The 18,358-nt window shown below is 59.2% G+C and carries 14 protein-coding genes and 1 tRNA gene; 11 read left to right on the forward strand and 4 right to left on the reverse strand.

Features of this window, described 5'->3' with window-relative positions; translation table 11 throughout:
• Positions 1-2: 2 nt before the first annotated feature.
• Positions 3-1,007: an ABC transporter permease gene (locus tag DDF78_RS00255; protein ID WP_152579949.1), complete on the forward strand. Its 1,005-nt coding sequence runs from the start codon at positions 3-5 to the stop codon at positions 1,005-1,007.
• 36 nt (positions 1,008-1,043) lie between these two features.
• Positions 1,044-2,699, forward strand: coding sequence for an ABC transporter substrate-binding protein (locus DDF78_RS00260; RefSeq protein WP_152579948.1), 1,656 nt, complete (start codon positions 1,044-1,046; stop codon positions 2,697-2,699).
• Positions 2,700-2,901: 202 nt separating this feature from the next.
• Here DDF78_RS00260 and DDF78_RS00265 read toward each other — a convergent pair whose 3' ends face one another.
• The gene (locus DDF78_RS00265; protein WP_152579947.1) at positions 2,902-3,888 is read right to left on the reverse strand and encodes a quinone oxidoreductase family protein; all 987 of its coding nucleotides are present in this window, start codon (positions 3,886-3,888) and stop codon (positions 2,902-2,904) included.
• A gap of 547 nt (positions 3,889-4,435) precedes the next feature.
• Between DDF78_RS00265 and pth the strand changes: the two genes are divergently transcribed.
• The 8 genes from pth (at position 4,436) to DDF78_RS00305 (ending at position 14,509) form a co-directional block, all read left to right on the forward strand.
• Positions 4,436-5,035, forward strand: a complete 600-nt coding sequence (gene pth, locus DDF78_RS00270) for an aminoacyl-tRNA hydrolase (RefSeq protein ID WP_152579946.1) — start codon at positions 4,436-4,438, stop codon at positions 5,033-5,035.
• Positions 5,036-5,045: 10 nt separating this feature from the next.
• The gene (gene mfd / locus DDF78_RS00275) at positions 5,046-8,666 is read left to right on the forward strand and encodes a transcription-repair coupling factor (RefSeq protein WP_152580024.1); all 3,621 of its coding nucleotides are present in this window, start codon (positions 5,046-5,048) and stop codon (positions 8,664-8,666) included.
• Positions 8,667-8,932: 266 nt separating this feature from the next.
• Positions 8,933-10,354, forward strand: coding sequence for an ATP-binding protein (locus DDF78_RS00280; RefSeq protein WP_152579945.1), 1,422 nt, complete (start codon positions 8,933-8,935; stop codon positions 10,352-10,354).
• Between the two features lie 173 nt (positions 10,355-10,527).
• On the forward strand, positions 10,528-11,823 hold the full coding sequence (gene eno, locus DDF78_RS00285) for a phosphopyruvate hydratase (protein WP_152579944.1): 1,296 nt from the start codon (positions 10,528-10,530) through the stop codon (positions 11,821-11,823).
• 109 nt (positions 11,824-11,932) lie between these two features.
• Positions 11,933-12,493 carry an FtsB family cell division protein gene (locus DDF78_RS00290; RefSeq protein ID WP_152579943.1) on the forward strand — a complete coding sequence of 187 codons (561 nt, stop codon included), beginning with the start codon at positions 11,933-11,935 and terminating at the stop codon, positions 12,491-12,493.
• A 110-nt stretch (positions 12,494-12,603) separates the two neighbouring features.
• The gene (locus DDF78_RS00295) at positions 12,604-13,221 is read left to right on the forward strand and encodes a DUF501 domain-containing protein (protein WP_415481291.1); all 618 of its coding nucleotides are present in this window, start codon (positions 12,604-12,606) and stop codon (positions 13,219-13,221) included.
• 126 nt (positions 13,222-13,347) lie between these two features.
• The gene (locus DDF78_RS00300; RefSeq protein ID WP_152587854.1) at positions 13,348-14,379 is read left to right on the forward strand and encodes a Ppx/GppA phosphatase family protein; all 1,032 of its coding nucleotides are present in this window, start codon (positions 13,348-13,350) and stop codon (positions 14,377-14,379) included.
• Between the two features lie 49 nt (positions 14,380-14,428).
• Positions 14,429-14,509: transfer RNA gene (locus DDF78_RS00305), tRNA-Leu, on the forward strand.
• A 47-nt stretch (positions 14,510-14,556) separates the two neighbouring features.
• On the opposite strand, the gene DDF78_RS00310 is transcribed toward DDF78_RS00305, so the two are convergent.
• The 3 genes from DDF78_RS00310 to DDF78_RS00320 form a co-directional block, all read right to left on the reverse strand.
• Complete coding sequence (locus tag DDF78_RS00310) at positions 14,557-15,708, reverse strand: tyrosine-type recombinase/integrase (protein ID WP_152579942.1); 1,152 nt, start codon at positions 15,706-15,708, stop codon at positions 14,557-14,559.
• An 88-nt stretch (positions 15,709-15,796) separates the two neighbouring features.
• Entirely contained in the window at positions 15,797-16,345 is a 549-nt protein-coding gene (locus DDF78_RS11890; RefSeq protein WP_202613152.1) for a hypothetical protein, read from the reverse strand.
• Between the two features lie 100 nt (positions 16,346-16,445).
• Complete coding sequence (locus DDF78_RS00320) at positions 16,446-17,897, reverse strand: hypothetical protein (protein ID WP_152579941.1); 1,452 nt, start codon at positions 17,895-17,897, stop codon at positions 16,446-16,448.
• Between the two features lie 257 nt (positions 17,898-18,154).
• On the opposite strand from DDF78_RS00320, the gene DDF78_RS11635 reads away from it, so the two are divergent.
• On the forward strand, positions 18,155-18,319 hold the full coding sequence (locus tag DDF78_RS11635) for a hypothetical protein (protein ID WP_154677500.1): 165 nt from the start codon (positions 18,155-18,157) through the stop codon (positions 18,317-18,319).
• The last annotated feature ends 39 nt before the right edge of the window (positions 18,320-18,358 follow it).

Raw genomic sequence — 18,358 nt, forward strand, 5'->3', positions numbered from 1 at the left:
TCATGGAAATCTCGATGACTCAAGGCTCAGTGGCATTGTCTTCGGCCACGCCGATTCCCGCAAAGCCAACCCATGCTCAGTTGAAACACAATCAGTTGAAACACACGGCGCAGCCCCCAGCGGCGCAACCGGGTGCAACAATCCGCGGCAGCGGCACGGCGCGCAAGATGCTGACGATCATCGGGGCGTTCCTGCCGGTGATCATCATTGTGGCCATCTGCTTGTTCGCTCCTGCACTCTCGCATTTCTCGCCGACGACGACTGTGGGCGCGGCGCGCCTCAGCCCGAATGCCAAATTCTGGTTCGGCACTGACTCCGTGGGCATGGATGTGTATTCGCGCACCTTGTACGGCACTCGCATCGCCATCCAGTTCGCCATTGTGGTCGCCGTGCTCAGCACGGTGCTCGGCGTGCTGATTGGCACGTTCATCGGCCTCACCGAAAGCTCGAAAGGAGTAATCAGCAACGTCGGCCGCGTGCTCAACAAGATCAGCGAGTACATCATCGCGATACCTGGCATCATCTTGGCCATCGTCGTTGTGGGCCTTATGGGCTCCTCCAATTTCGCGCTGATCACCTCGCTGACCTTGGTGCTGGTGCAGGCCCCCATCAAGCTCACCCGCGTCGAGATACTGCAAGTGAAACGGGAGAATTATCTTGAGGCAGCGCAGATGGCCGGCGAATCCTCATTCGAATCCGCGTTCGTCCATGTCATCCCGAACTCCATCGGGCCGGCGTTGCGCAATCTGCCGCTCATCTTCGGCAATTGCGTGATCAATCTGGCAGCCTTGGGATTCATCGGCATCGGCGTGAACGCCCCGACTCCTGAATGGGGATACATGATCTCCAAGGGCATCTCATCCATGATGCTCGGACGCTGGTGGGAGGCGGTATTCCCGTCCCTGTTCCTCTTCGCATCGGTTTTGGGCATCTCCTATTCCTCCAAAGCCATACCAAAAGCCATCCCCCTCATCCGCCAGCTGGCGGGCCGTCGGGGAAACCAATAACCAACAACCACACAACAGAGAAGTAAGGAAACGCATATGCATATGCACAGTAGACTTCGTAGAAAGATATCGGCGGCATTCCTTGCCCTCGCTACTGTCTTCGCGATGGCCGCCTGCTCCAATTCGGTGCCGGACGCGGACGGAAGCTCCGCTTCGGGCGGCTCCTCCTCAAGCAGCTCGCTGACTGCGGCCATTGCGGCGATGCCGACAAGCTACGATCTTGAAGGCACGTGGGCTGCATCCAACGAGAACTACACCATATGGTCGCAGACCATGGTGAACCTTATCCGGTACAAGTATGTCGAGAAGAACGGCGTGCAAGTGCAGGACTTCACCAAGTACGAGGGCGTCCTGGCTGACAAGGACAACCCCTTCACTGTGAGCGACGGCGGCAAAACCTATACCTTCCATCTGCGCAAGGGCGTCAAATCGCAGGCGCGCAATCCCTTCACCGCGCAGGACGTGTACTGGTCACTGCAGCGCAAGCTGAATGTATCCGGCGGCAGGCTGCCGCAGATCGCGAACCTCTTAGACAACATCAATCAGGTTCAGATAGTCGACGACCACACGATCGCCATCCACCTGCATGACGTGGATAAGGGTGAACTGCTCCTGCCCAACCTCACCGGTCAGATGGGAAGGATCTGGGACAAAACCGAGATGCTCAAGCATGTGACGCCGGACGACCCTTGGGCGACGAAGTGGGCGGCTCAGAACACGGGAGCCGGCTACGGTCCCTATACCGTCTCGTCGGTGACCGAGGGTCAGCAGCTGGTGCTGAAAGCGAATCCGAACTACCCGCTGGACAAGCCGAAGTTCACCACGATCGCCATGAAGGTCGTCGCTGATTCCGGCACCCGTGCACAGATGCTGGCAAGCGGCGATGTGGATGTCTCCGAGGCGCTGAGCCCGAGCGATGCTACTTCCATTGCCGACAAAGTGCAGCTTCCGAAGGTCGACAACCCGACGGAGTTCATCGGCCTGACCTTGGTGGAGAACAAGGCCCCATTCAATGATCAGCGTGTGCGTCAGGCGTTCCGCTATGCCGTTCCTTACGATGACATCATCAAGCAAATCTACCAGGGCAAGGCGAAGGCAAGCAGCGGTTGGATCACGCCGGCCATGGGCGTGCCCGGGCTTTCAGCGAAGCCTGCATACACCTATAACCCGTCCAAGGCGAAGGCTCTGCTGAAGGAAGCGGGCAAGACGAGTGTCCCCGTCACGCTGAGTGTGTCGAGCCTTGTGCCCGACATCATCGACTCGGCGGTGATGATCTCCTCGTCCGCCAAGCAGGCCGGCTTCGATGTCACGGTGAAGCAGCTTTCCGCGGCGGACTTCGCCAGCGGTCGCGCCAACAAGACCTTCCAGGCGCTGATGGTGGCGAATCGTTCTCAGGCGCAGGCACCTGCGGGCCTCGACAACTTCTTCTCCACAAAGGGCGACAACAACAGCGCCTTTGCTCCTACCGACGAATACACCGGCCTGCTCGATGCGGCCAAGAACGCCGGCAAATCCACGAGCAAGGAAGCGGCTCCCCATTGGCAGAAGTTCAGCAACTTCCTGAACGATGAGGCAAGCAACCTTCCCATGCTCTACCGCCAGCCGAATCAGGCGTACAGCACCAAGCTGCAGAACATGTCATATCGCTACGACAGCACCGTCGACTACAGCATTCTGGCGCCGAAGTCCTGACATCAGAGTGTGAGCGTTGAAAGCGCTAGCGGCCCCAATATATAGGTCGCTATCGTAAACGATGTACGCAAGGCCGGTTCCCACGCCTGAGGCAATACGCTTCGGGCGTGGGAACCGGCCTTTTGCACGTTGTCTTGCAGTGAATCCGGTCATTATGCCCGTATGGCGAAGGTGACTCCGATGCCAAGTCATGCGATTTGCCTCACGGCATGACGAGGATGGTTTTAGTGCCGGGATCGACGTGGCTGGCATGTTCAAGCGCATCTGCGTAGTCATCGAACGGATATTCGACTGCGCGAGGAGCTGCAAGAGAACCGATTGCGAGGCCTTTGAATATTGAGGCAAGCGCGCTGCGGTAGGCTGCGCGGCGGGCCATGACAATGAGAGGAACCGAGCACACGCGTTCGCTTGGGCGAGAGCATCGGCGCAGACCTGCGGTGAGAAAGCCCGTTGCCGTCGAAAGACGCTGATACCTGGATGTGTCGTCGAAGGCGATGCGGACGATGCGCCCATGGGGAGCTACGGCATGGCGCAAAGAGCGACTTCCGGTGTGATCAATGGCACCGGTGACGCCGCCATGCGTTGCGGCAACAAGCCTGTCCATCCAATCCGGGTCGTGGTAATCAAACACTGTCGCGCCTAGTCGTTCCGCCAATCCACGCGTTCGTTGCGACGCGGTGCCGAATACGCAGTATCCAAGCGCCGTGGCGAATTGCACCGCCCAGCTGCCGACGGCCCCTCCGGCACCTTGAATGAGCAGCGAACCGCCTTCGAATCCCAAGGCGCTGATGGCGAAGCGGGCGGTCACGGCGTCCAACGGTGTCGCGGCTGCGACTGCGGAATCGAGTTCATCGGGAACCGGCACCACAAGCGACGGGGCAACTGCGATATGCGTGGCGTGCGTTCCCATGCGAGGAAGTACGCCTGCCACTCGTTGCCCAACCTGTAGATTGGAATGCTGTGACGAGCCCAGACTCTCGATGACGCCTACGAAATCGTAGCCCGGAGTGAAACCCGGGAACGGCTGTAGCAGATAATCGCCCCGAATCGCCGCGATATCCGTGCTGCCGACCGACGCGTGCGTTATGCGGACTAACGCGCGCCCGTGAGTTGGTCGAACCGTCTGTGAATGGGTATGAACGCCTGCGGAAGGCTCTCCGAAACGTTCCACGCGCATTGCTTGTGTCATGAGCTCTCTCCAGTTGGGTGATTGAGGCCGAAGTTGCCAGTATATCTGCGCTGATTGAGATATCGGAAGCTTATGCAGTCCTATCTCGCTTATGTGTAGTGCTAATCGGGTGCGGCGGAGGTTTATCTACGTTATGTGTAGTGCTATTTCGCAGAGACCCGAGTATCGGGCAGCCCAGAACCGCCATTTTCAGCCAGCGCTACTCGGGGTGTCAGGGTATTAGCGCCTCACGTAACGCAGATAGACCTCCGCAAGGGTGAATTAACGCTACACATAACGTAGATACCTTGTTTTGGATGCTGCGTCGGTTGAGAAAGTCGATGGGATTCGCATTTCCAAGCATGGTGAGCAACCGTGTGGGAACCGAATAACTCAACACACCTCCGATACGCTTTCAGCCGAGGACTTGCGGCTCTCGTCTCTCGCCACCGGTACCATGAATCGGCTGATATGCGCGATTATGACGCGCAATGAATGCGGCCGGTTTGCGGCGCGCGATGGTGACGGTTCATGTAGGTGAACTGTGCGGGTGGAAAGAGAGAATGGTATGGCTTCGGCGTTTTGGCTGGTTGTGGGATTGGGCAATCCCGGGAGCAAATACGAGGGCACGCGCCACAACATGGGCTTCATGACGGCCGATGTGCTCGCTGAGCGCTGGTCACTCTCCCTCTCCGACCATAAGGGACTTGCCAAGTTGGGCAAGGGCGTGATGAATCTCGAAGGGCACTCGGTCAAATTCTTCCTCGCCAAGCCGCTGACCTATATGAACGACTCCGGCAACGCCGTGGCATCCATCAGCGCGTACTACGGCATCGAGGCCGAGCACATCGTGGTCATTCATGATGATATGGATTTGGAATTCGGCCGCATCAAGGTCAAGGCGGGCGGCTCGGCAGGCGGTCACAACGGCATCAAATCCATTGACCGGTCCTTAAGTACGAACCAGTATGCGCGCGTGCGCATGGGGGTGGGCCATGCCCAGCGCGGACCGCGCGCCCACGACAACACTGTGGACTGGGTGCTGGGCGGATTCAATCCTGACCAGCGCAAGCAGCTGCTGGAATTCCTGGCCGACGGCGCCGATGCCACGGAAACGGTGATTTTTGATGGGCTGAACGCTGCGCAGGAGCGCTTTAATGGTAGGTGAAACAGCGGTTATGGATAGGGTAGTGGCGGATAGCACAACGAAGAATGCGGCAGCAAGCGCAGCAGCACCAGCAGGAAGAAGGAACAAGGCTGCTGCAGTTCTTTCCGACCATCAGTCACTGATTGGCGTCCTCGAATCGCTCGAACGCGACCCATCGTTCAAAGCGCTGGTCAACGGCGACATCGAGCAGCCCGAGTCGAAAACCGACCCCAGCATCGTCGTCGGCGCGCCCAGCGGATTGCGCCCGGCGATTGCAGCGGCTGCTGCTGCGCGACATACTGCGGTTGTGCTAGTCGTGGCATCCAGCCGCGAAGCCGAGGAAACCGTGGAATCGCTGCGTTCCTGGTATGAGGGCGACTCCAATGCCATCGCGCAATTTGAAGCTTGGGAAACGCTGCCGCACGAGCGGCTTTCCCCGCGCGCCGACACCGTGGCCAGCCGCATGGCCGTCATGCGCCGGCTGAAGCACCCGCAGCCCGGCAGCGACATGTTCGGGCCGATTCAGATACTCGTGATGCCGGTGCGCTCGCTGATTCAGCCGGTGGTGGCCGGCCTTGGCGACGTGGAGCCGCTGGTCTTCGAGCAGAGCAGGGAACTGCCGCTTGACGAAGCCGCAGGCAGACTGGTCGAAAACGCATACACGCGCGTCGACTTGGTGATGGATCGTGGTGAATTCGCGGTGCGCGGCGGCATCCTCGACGTGTTCCCGCCCACCGCGCCGCACCCGGTGCGCATCGAATTCTTCGGCGACGAAATCGACTCCATCCGCGAGTTCCATGCCTCCGACCAGCGCACTTATGGCGACGATGTGCCGCGCATATGGGCCACGCCCTGCCGCGAGCTACAGCTTAACGACGCGGTGCGCGAACGGGCGAAGTCGCTCATCGGCCGGATTCCCAACGCCGACGACATGCTCGAATCGATCGCCAACGCGATACCGGTAGAAGGTATGGAATCGCTCATGCCCGCGCTGATCGACGATATGGAGCCGGTCGCCGGGCTGCTGCCCGACAATGCGCTTATGCTGCTTTCCGACCCGGAGAAGCTGCGCCGCGCCGCCGAGGATCTGACGAAAACGGCGAACGAATTCCTCGCCGCCAGCTGGCATGTGGCTGCTGCCGGGCATGGTGCGGGTGCGCCGATCAGCTTCGAACAGGCAAGTTTCCTCGACTATGACGAGACCATCAGCGCGCTGGAATTCTCCCGTCATGAAGTCGTTCAGCTTACGTCCTTCGGTGTGGATGCAAGCAGGCCGGGGCATGTGCAGCTCGATGCTCAGGATCCCGCGCAGTTCCGCGGCGACGAAGCCAAGGCCTCGCATGGCATCGAGTCGCTGATTGCCGACGGCTATGCGGTGACGGTCACCTCGCCGGCGCAAGGCACGCTGTCGCGCTTGAAGCGCGTGATCAACGAAACCGGTATCACGAAGTTCGAGTGTGTCCGCTCGCATGCCATCGATGGTTTTGTCGACAACGTCGCCAAAGTCGCGCTGCTCACTGAGCGTGACATCACCGGACGCACGAGCGCGGGAACGCAGGCCAAGACGCCCAAGCGCCGTCGCAAGGCCATCGACTTGGTGGAGCTGAAAACCGGCGACTACATCGTGCACGAGCAGCACGGCATCGGGCGCTTCATCGAGATGAAGCAGCGCACGATTGGTGTCGGTGCGAACAAAACCACGCGCGAATACCTCGTCATCGAGTATGCGCCTTCGAAGCGCAACGCCCCGCCCGACAAGCTGTTCATCCCCACCGACCAGCTCGACCAGGTCAGCAAATACATTGGTGCCGAAGCCCCGAAGCTCAACAAGCTGGGCGGCTCGGACTGGGCGGCGACCAAGGCCAAGGCGCGCAAGCATGTGCATGAGATTGCCGAGGACTTGGTCAAGCTCTATTCGGCGCGGCAGAGCACGGCCGGATTCGCTTTCAGCCCCGATACCCCGTGGCAGAAGGAGCTTGAGGACGCCTTTCCCTATCAGGAGACCGCCGACCAGCTCACGACCATTGACGAGGTCAAGGCCGACATGGAGAAATCCGTGCCGATGGACCGGCTCATCTGCGGCGACGTGGGCTTCGGCAAAACCGAAATCGCGGTGCGGGCGGCTTTCAAGGCGATTCAGGACGGCAAGCAGGTGGCCGTGCTGGTGCCGACAACCCTGCTGGTGCAGCAGCATTACGAGACTTTTACCGAGCGCTACGAGGGCTTCCCGGTCAAGGTGGCGGCGTTGAGCCGTTTCCAAAGCACCAAGGAGATCAACGAGACGCTCAAGGGCCTGGCGGACGGCACGGTTGACCTGGTGATTGGCACGCATAAGCTGCTCAACCCCAAAATCAAGTTCAAGGATCTCGGGCTGCTCGTCATCGACGAGGAGCAGCGCTTCGGCGTCGAGCACAAGGAGACGCTCAAGGCTCTGCGCACCAACGTCGACGTGCTGTCGCTGTCGGCCACGCCTATCCCGCGTACCTTGGAGATGGCCGTCACCGGCATCCGCGAAATGTCGACGCTGGCGACTCCGCCCGAGGACCGTCTTCCGGTGCTCACCTACGTCGGGGCATACGAGGACGCGCAGGTGAAGGCGTCCATCAACCGCGAGCTGCTGCGCGGTGGGCAGGTATTCTACGTGCACAATCGCGTGGAGGATATTGGCCGTGTCTCTGCGAAGATTCACGAGCTGGTGCCCGAAGCGCGCATCGGCGTCGCACACGGCAAGATGGGGGAGAAGCAGCTCGACGGGGTCATCCGCGACTTCTGGCATCGTGACGTCGACGTGCTGCTGTGCACAACCATCATCGAAACCGGCCTCGATATCTCAAACGCCAACACGCTGCTTGTCGACCATGCTGACCGCTTTGGACTCAGCCAGTTGCACCAGCTGCGCGGGCGCGTCGGGCGTGGCCGCGAACGCGCGTATGCGTATTTCCTCTACGATCCGGCCAAGCCCATGACCCAGCAGTCACACGACCGCTTGGAAACCATCGCGCAGAACACTGCGCTGGGTTCGGGCTTCGACGTGGCGATGAAGGATCTGGAGCTGCGTGGCACCGGCAATCTGCTCGGCGGCGAGCAGAGCGGGCATATCGAGGGCGTCGGCTTCGACCTGTACGTGCGCATGGTCTCTGAGGCCGTGGAACAGTACAAGGAGCCGGAGCGCCACGAGCCGGTCGCCGTCACCATCGACCTGCCCATCGAGGCGTCGATTCCGGTGGATTATATTGACTCTGACAAGCTGCGTCTTGAGGCTTACCGCAAGCTGGCTGCCGCACGCAGCGAACAGGATCTCGCCGATCTGCGCGAGGAGCTGGCTGACCGCTATGGCGTGCTGCCGCAGGAGTTCGAGACGCTCTTCGACGTGGCGCGGCTGCGGGCCAAGGCGCGCGAGCTGGGCATCAGCGAAATCGTGACGCAGGGCAGCCGCGTGCGCGTGGGCAAGATCGACCCGCCCGAATCGCTGCAAATGCGCATGTCGCGCATCTACCGCGGCATGCAATACCGCCCCGTCACCCACACCATGCTCATCCCCGCGCCCTTCGCTGGCTCGCTCGGCTCCGCGCCGATGAGCAGCGAGCAGATCATGCACTGGACCGAGCAACTGCTCGAAGATCTGGCGTGGAAGGGGACGCCTCGGGGGTGAATTCGGCTGGATGCGCTCGCGCTTTTTCGAAGCTGCCCGAAAGGTGCGAGCCAATCCATTGAAGAATCACTCATGCACGCGGTGTACTGCGCAATAGCGCATCAATCAGAATATGCAAATTCATCAGTTGAAGTTATGTTAATTCATCAGTAGAGTGTTCAAACCGTGCAAGCAGGCGGAAATTCTCTTATTGCATCACGATTTATTGCATCGCGATTAATTTAATCGTGATGCAATAAGGAAGTGTTTTGTGATACGATATAGGTATGGCATTCATTGGACGCAAAGACGACTTAGCGCAGCTCGAAGACTGCTTCAAGGCGAGAAAAGGCCAGCTAGTGTTCGTTTATGGGCGCAGACGTGTGGGCAAGACCGAGACGCTGACGCAATTCTCCAAAGCTAAGATGACGCTGTTCTTTGCGGCGCAGAACGCGACGAAAGAGGATCAGCTGGCCTCGTTCTCCCGTCTTATGTTTGAGGCCGGCGCGCCGGGGAAGGAGTACCTGCGTCAGTATCCGTCTTGGGAGAGCGCCTTGTCAGAGCTGGTGCGGCTTCCTGAACCGGCTGACGGCGGTCGCAGGCTTATCATCTTCGACGAGTTTCCTTATCTGGTCAAATCCGATCCGTCATTGCCGTCGGTGCTGCAAAACCTATGGGACCACACCTTGCGCAACGCCAATCTTATGATAGTGATTTGCGGCAGCGCCATGAGTTTTATCGAAAAAGAATTGTTGTCCCAGAAGTCGCCGCTATACGGCCGCGCGACGGGCATACTCAAAATGAAGCCACTTCCATACTGGGATGCGGTGAAATTCTTCCCAGACTACAGCGATGAGGACAAGGCGCTGTCTTATGCGATTCTTGGCGGAATTCCACGGTATCTAGAGGAATTCGATCCCGACGAGCCTGTGGAATCCAATATCAGGCGCCACATCCTGAGGAGAATCGCGCCGCTGTACAGCGAAGTGGAATTCCTGCTGCACGAAGAGCTGCGGGAAACCGCCAAATACAATAGCGTGATACGGGCGATAGCGCTCGGCGGCACGTCGCTCAACGAAATCGCCACGCGCACGATGATGCCGAACGCAACGGTGGCATCCTACCTGACGAATCTCATGGAATTGGGCATTGTGGAGCGCGAGTTTCCTGTCACGGCCAAGGTCAAGGAGCAAGCTAAGGGTGCAAGAGGCCTGTACCAGTTGAGCGATAACTTCTTCCGCTTCTGGTATTCCTTCGTATTTCCGTATCGTTCCGAATTGGAAAGAGATGATGTAGGGGATGTGTATGAACGCCACATCAAACCAGCGTTGCATGATTTCGCGGGCAAACCGTTCGAGGAGCTGTGCCGCGAATGGCTGTGGCGGGAGAGCATATCGAGGAATCTCCCGTTCCACGCGCGTCAGATCGGGCGCTGGTGGGACCGGACGCACGAAATAGATGTGATGGCGCTCAACGACGGCGGCAACGAATCCATCGTCGGTGAATGCAAATTCCGCAGCGCGCCGATGGATGTGCCTATGCTCAACCTTCTGCGTGACAGGGCTGCCCATACTGGTATCAGGCAAAAGTCATATTTTCTGTTTTCGCTCGGCGGGTTCACGCGGCCACTGATCGACATTGCGGCTGCTGAGCAATCCGATGTGAGACTTGTCGGTCTGGAAGAGCTGTTCGCGGCTGATGCATCCTAAGGGTCGCCGATGTTTGCCAATACGCTCATCCGCAGTATTCGCCCAACGCAAACGCCATTCTTCCGCCGTCGGATGTGAACGCTCCCAGCGGGCGGTGCCGTCAAGGCGCGCTGTCGTCCAACAAGCACACTATTCTTGACGGTGTCATACAACCAACGCTTGAAGGAGTAGTTGTGGCAGCAATTGAAAGCGTATATGCGCGCGAAATTCTTGATTCCCGTGGCAATCCGACTGTTGAAGTGGTTCTCGACACCGATGATGGTGCGCAGGGCCTCGGCCTCGTCCCCTCCGGTGCTTCCACCGGTGAGGCAGAAGCTTGGGAGCGTCGCGATGGCGACAAGTCCCGTTATCAGGGCAAGGGTGTCCTCGATGCGGTCAAGGCTGTCAACGAGGTCATCGCGCCGAAGGTCATCGGCATGGATGCCGCCGATCAGCGCGCGCTCGACGAAACGATGATCGAACTCGACGGCACCCCGAACAAGGGCAAGCTGGGCGCCAACGCCATCCTCGGCGTTTCCCTGGCCGCGCTCTATTCCTCGGCCGAGTCCGCGGGTCTGCCGCTGTACCGCTACATCGGCGGCACCAACGGTCACATCCTGCCGGTTCCGAACATGAACATCATGAATGGCGGCGCGCATGCTGATTTCGCGACCGACATCCAGGAATACATGATCTCCCCCTACGGCTTCGACACCTACAGGGAAGCTCTGCGCGCAGGCGTCGAGGTCTATCACACCCTCAAGGGCATCCTGAAGAAGGACGGCCACGACACTGGCCTCGGCGACGAGGGCGGTTTCGCGCCGAAGATGAAGTCCAACGAGGACTCTTTGAAGTACATCGTCAAGGCCATCGAAGCTGCCGGCTATGAGCCCGGCAAGCAGATCGGCCTGTGCCTCGATGTGGCGTCCTCCGAGTTCTACAGCAAGGAGAGCAACACCTACCACTTTGACGGTGCTGACCGCGATGCGGCCTACATGCTGGACTACTACAAGGAGCTCGTCTCCAAGTACCCGCTGGTCTCCATCGAGGATCCCTACGCCGAAGAGGATTGGGATGCATGGCAGAAGATCACCGCCGAGCTGGGCGACCAGCTGCAGTTCGTCGGCGACGATCTGCTCGTGACCAACCCGAAGCGTCTGCAGAAGGGCATCGACCTCAAGGCCGCCAACTCGCTGCTCGTCAAGCTCAACCAGATCGGCTCCGTCACCGAGACCCTCGATGCAATCGAGCTGGCCACTGAGAACGGCTTCACCTCGATGGTTTCCCACCGCTCCGGCGAGACCCCGGACACCACGATCTCCGACTTGGCCGTTGCGAAGAACACTCGCCAGATCAAGACCGGCGCCCCGGCCCGTGGCGAGCGTATCGCCAAGTACAACCGCCTGCTTGAGATCGAGGAGGAGCTTGGCTCCACCGCGCTCTACGCTGGCTACAGCGCCTTCAAGGCCTGCAAGCAGTACATCAAGTAAGGTGTGATTCGCCTGGTGCGGTGTGGCGCGTGACGCTGCACCGCACCACGCGGGTTTTCAGTGCCCGTCGCATTCGGCCAAGTCGAATGCGACGGGTATTTTCATGTCTATGAGCAAATCGACCCGTCCTGCAAGACCTTCCTCGCCCAGACGCGGAAGCGGACCGGTCGCGTTTTTCATTGCACTGTTCATCGTTGCTCTAGGGTCGATTCAGCTGGTATCCACATTTCATTCGTATGCGCTGAATCTGGCCGAACTCAACAATCTCAAGCGTCAGGAAGCTTCGCTTGTGGCCCAGAAGCAGGAGCTGGAGAACAATATCGCCCGGTGGAACGACAAGGCTTACATTACCGCACAGGCGCGCGAACGTCTGGGCTTCGTCTTCCCCGGTGAGCAGGCGATTCGCGTCGAACATCCTGAGGCTGTCACGGGCAATTCCAAGGACTCCGAAGCCAACGGGTCTTCCTCGCAGGATGGGCATAAGGCGTTGCCGTGGTACGGCGAGCTGTCCTATGCTTTCAAGCAGGCCGATGCGCCGCTTCCTAAAACCGCCAACGAGCAGGGCGCGAAAAGTCCTGCTGGCGACTCTGGCGGTGCTAGTGGCACAGGTAGCGCTGGCGGCGCGCAAGGGAATGGTGCAGCATCAAATGGCGGCACAGCGGGTAAGTAGCTTCTGCTTGTTCATGGAAAATATCGGCGAATGGCGATAGCAGTGATTATGACAATAACGACGATTATGGCGACCATCACAACATCAACGGCAATGACAATGGAGCGCAGATGACTCAACCCCAGGCCCAGTCTCATACCCAACCGCAGGGCGCAATCGACGCTGATATGCGTGCGCAGGCCGTCGCGCTGGTTGACCGATGCCTCGCCGACCCGGCCAATGAGCACGATATCGCTATGGTGCGCAAGCAGTTGGGGCGTTTTCCTCGGGGCATGGTCGCCGTCGGCGCGCGGTGCGTCTGCGGCCGGCCGCTGGCGGTCGTCACCCGGCCGGAACTGGATGATGGCACCCCATTCCCCACGACTTGCTACCTCACCAGTCCCGAGGCCGTCAAGGCGATCTCGCATTTGGAAGCGAATGGCGTGATGCGCGAATACAACGAGCTGCTCAATACGGATGACGCGGTGCATGAGGCCTATGAACGTGCCCATGCGTTGTATCTGGCATTCCGGCACGAGCTTGCCACGCGTCTTGGGGACAGCGAGGAGCACATCGCGGGCACCAGCGCGGGCGGCATGCCGGCGCGCGTCAAATGCCTGCACGCGCTGCTGGCGCAGACGCTGGTCATGGGGTCTGGGGCTAATCCCATAGGCGACTTGGCTTTGGAGCGGGTTCACGAGGAGTTCAGCCCGACCGTGTGCCGATGCACGACGCAGGTTGAGGACTGAATCGGGCAGCGAGACGGCGCAGCGGCGTATACTCGGGCGAGTTGTTATTGAGGACTGTTGTTGAGGATTGTGTTTGCACGGACAATCGGCACGGACAATCTGCACGAAGAAGGAGCAGCGAGGGCTATGGAAGGTTCACAACGGGATGCAGTGACGGTCGCAGGCATCGATTGCGGCACGAACTCGATTCGTCTCAAAATCGCGCGCGTCGATGCTGATGGCACGCATGACATTGTGCCCCGCATGCTCCGGGTGATTCGGCTCGGGCAGGATGTGGACAAAACCCACCGTTTCGCCGACGAGGCGCTAGAACGCGCCGATGCCGCAGTGCGTGAATTCGCCGATGTGCTGGCCGAGCACCCGGTTGACGGCATCCGTTTCGTAGCCACGTCGGCCACGCGCGACGCCGAGAACCGCGAGGTGTTCGAATCCTCGATGGAGCGCATTCTTGGCGTGCGCCCGGAGGTCATCCCCGGCAGCGAGGAGGCCGCACTGAGCTTTCTTGGCGCCACATGCGTCGCGCCGAGGCATGACCTCGCAGCGCCCTATCTCGTCGTGGACCTTGGCGGGGGCTCGACGGAGCTGGTGCTCGGCGGCGATGGAGTGAGTGCGCCGGACACGCAGGTGCAGGCGGCCTTCTCGATGAACATCGGGTCGGTGCGCATGACCGAGCGGCATCTGCGCTCCGATCCGCCGACGATCGAGGAGATTCGCGAGGCTGCCACGGATATCGACGAGCATATCGACGAGGCATTCCAGCAGGTTCCTGCGGGCAAAACTCGTACCATTATCGGCGTGTCGGGCACCGTGACCACGATGACCGCGCTGGCGCTGGGCTTGAAGGAATACGATCACAAGGCCGTGGACGGCGTGCGCATCCCATTTTCTCAGGCCTTCGACGTTGACAACCAGTTCCTCAACATGACCCGCGCCGAGCGCAGTGAATACAAGACGATTCATCCCGGTCGCATCGATGTGGTCGGCGGGGGAGCGCTGGTCTGGAACCGCGTGCTCGCCAGGGTCTCCGAGGCAGCCGCGCAGGACCATACCGAACCACTGGATTCCTTCGTCGCCAGCGAGCACGGGCTGCTCGACGGCATCGTGCTTGACTACGGCCGTCGGCTGCTAAAAGAGCGCTTTGCGAGGCGAACGGCATAGCCCGTGGCATAATAACTACGGTCGGCCTGCGTGATGCAGGCCAGACTATGCCCCCGTGGCGGAATCGGTAGACGCAACTGACTTAAAATCAGTCGCCTTTGGCTTGTGGGTTCGAGTCCCACCGGGGGTACCGGAAAAAACGGCCGTGAACCGTTGGGAACACTAGGGTCGTAAAAGTCACGCAGCCTCGGCAGGCCGTTTTGAGCACGGAATGAGCGCGGACCTGAGCAGAATCGCGTTCATCGCCTCGCCCACCGCATCGAGATCATCATCGAACAGATCCGCGTAGATGTCCAGGGTCATCGCCGCGCTCTTATGCCCGAGCTGCGCCTGCACCGCCTTCACATTCGCGCCGGACCGCACCATCAGCGATGCGGCAGTATGACGCAGGTCATGCACCGTCATAGGCTTCAGGCCCGCCCTCTTGACAGCGCCAGCATACCATGAGCCATCCTTGGGCTTCGGCTGGCGCATATGCCCGTCCAACGGCCCCGCGAACAGCAGATCATCCGCGCCCCTGCCCTCCCCAAGCCGTCTCAAAGGCTCGTCAAGCGCCTCGGGAAACACAACCGTCCGCGCCTCCCAGCTCTTCGGCAGACCCACCACGATGCCATTGCCGACCTGAGTCGCCGACACGCGCACGCTGATCCGATGACGATCGAAATCAACATCCCGCCACCGCAGGCCGATCGCCTCGCCCCAACGCAAGCCGACCGTGCCCAGCAGCAGCACCAGCACCGACCGCTGGAAATCATCCCCACTATGACGATGCCCCTTCCCATCCACGCACGCCGCAGACAACGCATACAACTCATCAACAGACAGATACGCATGCGCTCGCACGCTCTTGCGAGGCAATGCGAGGCCTCGGGCAGGATTGCGCGCCAGACGCTGGTCACGCACCGCATCATCGAGGATGCCCGCGAGGATCCTGACGGAGCGCAGCACCACGCTGGCACTCCTGCGCTCGCTGAGGTCGGATATCCATTCCTGGATCTCGGAGGGCTTCAGGTCCTTGATCTGCCGTGCCGCCCATGTTGGCCTGACGTGCGTCTTCCATGTGGTTTCGAGGCTGCGCATGTAGCTGGGCTTGCATGAGGTCTTCTGCTTGGCCATCCATGCCGGCTCCAGCCTGCCTATGCTGATGGCTCCCGCCGATTCGGTCACGAACGCGCCGTGGTTCTTGCTTGATTCCTTCTCGACAGCCCACCGGCTGGCGTCCAGCTTGCGCCGGAACCCGCGCTTGGTGGTGGTGCCGCCGTCGGGCTTTCTGTAGCGCACCATGTACCTGATGCCCTTATCGGTCTCGTATGATTTGATGCTGGCCATATGCACGCCTTTCCGATTCACTCGCTCCGGCCGACATTTCCTTGCTCGTTTGCATAAATACAAGCACAGATGAAACGGATTCGAGATCCTATTCATGTTTTTCTTTTTCGAAATAATCCCGTTTGAGATCATCGAATGGCATTATCCTGATTAGATCAGAACGGTTCATTGGAGCAACCACTTCCTGCTCGGCCTGGACATTGCCCCGTGCCGGCACTGAACTGATATCCACTGCATTCCGGGCTTTTATCTCTATGACGAGTCCCCTGAGGGACTTCGACGCATAATACGAATCCATGAAATGCTCCGGGGCTTTGGTGAACGAAACCCAGTGCCCGTCGAATCGGATACTAGAAGGATCCCGCTGCTCCTCCCACCTTTTATGACGTTTATTGAATAGTTCTTTTTGGGATGCTGCATCGTATGCTTCCCAGTCGGGAAAATCGCCGAATTCAGGTTCGGGGTCGCCTCCCTGAAGAATTCTGTACAACAGCCGGCCTTCCGGATAGCGCAATTCCGGATGATTTTCGAATACACACTTCCAAAATAGATCCGTCTTAGCGAGGTTGTCACGTCCCGACGAGCCCAAGGGTATGCTCTGCCATTTGTTGATTTCACTTATTAGTTCTTTATCCATATAAATCCCACTTTTCTTGTAGTCAATGCTATCCGAATCATGTCGTCGAGAAAAGGACCCAGCCGAAGCGGGGCCAATTGACTCGTCATGAGGACGTCGCTTATTCCGTGGCCCGGGGAAACTCCGCCCGCGAGCTCTCCGGAAAGACATCGAACGATCCCTCGCCGTTCTCCATGAACACCGTGATGCTAAGCTCCCGACACAGTTCCAGCATGGCTGGTACCGGCTCTCCGGGAAGCAGTATTCCGGCTGTGACGTCGCCGTAGTCGTCGCTGGTGTTCATGCAGTGCCTGTAGTCCAGGACCTGTCCGATGGCGGTCCTCACGTATTCACGTGCCGTTGAGACTTTCGCCTCCATGACCATGTTCTCGGTCGCGTCGAAAAGATCGGGGGTCAGATGCACGTCTCCATGCCCGAACGTCACGTCATGGACATCATGCCCTGCGTCCTCAAGCCACCGTCCGAACCGATTCTGCAGCGACATCTCACGTCGGTGCAGGCTTCTGCGCTCCTGTCCGGGCTCATACTCACGCGAGTCCTCGGTGTTCTTCTCCTGCCATTTCCGGTCGTAGACGGGCCATCCATGATCGGGCGTCCGGGCGCCCGTCGGACCCGTTGTCCCGGCAGCGGGATCCGTCGACATCTCGCCAAACAGGGATGTGTCGGCCTGGCCTATCGGAATGAGATTGAAGACGATGAATCTTCCCTTGTTCGTGTCGGACCCGTCCGGGACCTGAAACGTATAGGGGACGTCCGCGAGGGCGAACGCGCCGACATACGTCGCCTTGCTCGGTTCGGTGAGGAAAACGCGCAGCGTCGCAGTGTTATCCCGGGAATCGATGATGTGTTTGTTCTGGTAGTTTCCCAGAAGCTTCTCATCATGGTCTTGCCCGCCCATGCCCACATATCTGAACGTCCCGTCTTCGCGCATCCCCTCCAATGAAGCGACGCCCGCGTGCAGGTGCTTCTTGGACGAGAACAGGAGGATATCGTCCCGTTTCTTCAGGGGAACAATGCCGGCCTGTATCCTCCCCTCGCCGAAACGCTTGCCGATGACCTTCCTGCTGGTCAGTTCGCCCGGCTCATACGGCCACGGGTCGCTCTCCAAATACTTTTCGTACCAGCGCAAGGATGTCTCCAGATGAGTAGCGTTTGTTTTTACGGGCCCATTATCCGATGGAGACCTTCTGTAGTTAATTCCCGATCCCCTAAGAAAATCGATTAGCGTCCGTACATCGGCAGGGTCTTTGATCTCGGTAAGTATCTTCTTGTCCAGAAGAGGCTTGATTCCGAAGGCGTTCATTGTTCTGGAGGTCGTTCGGTCAACGAATTCGAGCGACTTCAGGTCCTCGTCCTTGCCTAGGTCGGGGGATCCGCCTGATGTATTCCGGTCGTCCGTAATGAACGCTTCGATGCGGTTTCGTACGGAAACCGCATCATTGCCGACGAACAGCATCGACATGTACTTATTGACGGTATTGTTCTTGAGGTTTTTCTGCAGCCAGTTCCTGAAGCCGTCCGCCGCTGCCTTTTCCTCATCCGAAATAGACATTTCGCAATCTCCCTGTCCCGCATGGTTCGCTGATGCTAGACCGAGACCTCACTTGTCTCGGCGTCAGCTCCAATCATACCTTCGTTGAACAATGAATGTGGTAGGCGCAGGCCGCAGCAAGATAGTAGTGCCTCGGTCAATGGAATACGACGGCAGTAACGAAAGTGGAAGCGCTTTTGTCAGAAGACGGTACGGCGGTCCTAATGGTGTCACTGGGGACGGTTCCGACTCGGAAAGGTTCGAAGGCGAAGCCTCATGTGGCATTGGTTGATGCAGACTACACACTGTTCGAGTTCAGTGCCAGAAGCCAGTCATATGGCTATCTGGCATGTCATGTCGGAATGAAAGCCAGGGCGCTTATCGAAAAACGGACAGGCGACTTCAATGATGGCTTCTACTATTCGGTCGCGTTAGTGTTCTGAACCTGCTCAATACTAGCCTTTGGTAATCCTCGACGACTT

The organism is Bifidobacterium tibiigranuli (genome assembly GCF_009371885.1).
Lineage (GTDB): Bacteria > Actinomycetota > Actinomycetes > Actinomycetales > Bifidobacteriaceae > Bifidobacterium > Bifidobacterium tibiigranuli.

What these genes read in the sequence shown, in the direction of transcription:
- mfd (WP_152580024.1), top strand. Translation starts at nt 5,046, where the DNA reads ATGGATAGGGTAGTGGCGGATAGCACAACGAAGAATGCGGCAGCAAGC.
- DDF78_RS00260 (WP_152579948.1), top strand. Translation starts at nt 1,044, where the DNA reads ATGCATATGCACAGTAGACTTCGTAGAAAGATATCGGCGGCATTCCTT.
- DDF78_RS00320 (WP_152579941.1), bottom strand. Translation starts at nt 17,897, where the DNA reads ATGTCTATTTCGGATGAGGAAAAGGCAGCGGCGGACGGCTTCAGGAAC.
- DDF78_RS00300 (WP_152587854.1), top strand. Translation starts at nt 13,348, where the DNA reads ATGGAAGGTTCACAACGGGATGCAGTGACGGTCGCAGGCATCGATTGC.
- DDF78_RS00280 (WP_152579945.1), top strand. Translation starts at nt 8,933, where the DNA reads ATGGCATTCATTGGACGCAAAGACGACTTAGCGCAGCTCGAAGACTGC.
- DDF78_RS00290 (WP_152579943.1), top strand. Translation starts at nt 11,933, where the DNA reads ATGAGCAAATCGACCCGTCCTGCAAGACCTTCCTCGCCCAGACGCGGA.
- pth (WP_152579946.1), top strand. Translation starts at nt 4,436, where the DNA reads ATGGCTTCGGCGTTTTGGCTGGTTGTGGGATTGGGCAATCCCGGGAGC.
- DDF78_RS00295 (WP_415481291.1), top strand. Translation starts at nt 12,604, where the DNA reads ATGACTCAACCCCAGGCCCAGTCTCATACCCAACCGCAGGGCGCAATC.
- DDF78_RS00310 (WP_152579942.1), bottom strand. Translation starts at nt 15,708, where the DNA reads ATGGCCAGCATCAAATCATACGAGACCGATAAGGGCATCAGGTACATG.
- DDF78_RS00265 (WP_152579947.1), bottom strand. Translation starts at nt 3,888, where the DNA reads ATGACACAAGCAATGCGCGTGGAACGTTTCGGAGAGCCTTCCGCAGGC.
- DDF78_RS00255 (WP_152579949.1), top strand. Translation starts at nt 3, where the DNA reads ATGGAAATCTCGATGACTCAAGGCTCAGTGGCATTGTCTTCGGCCACG.
- DDF78_RS11890 (WP_202613152.1), bottom strand. Translation starts at nt 16,345, where the DNA reads ATGGATAAAGAACTAATAAGTGAAATCAACAAATGGCAGAGCATACCC.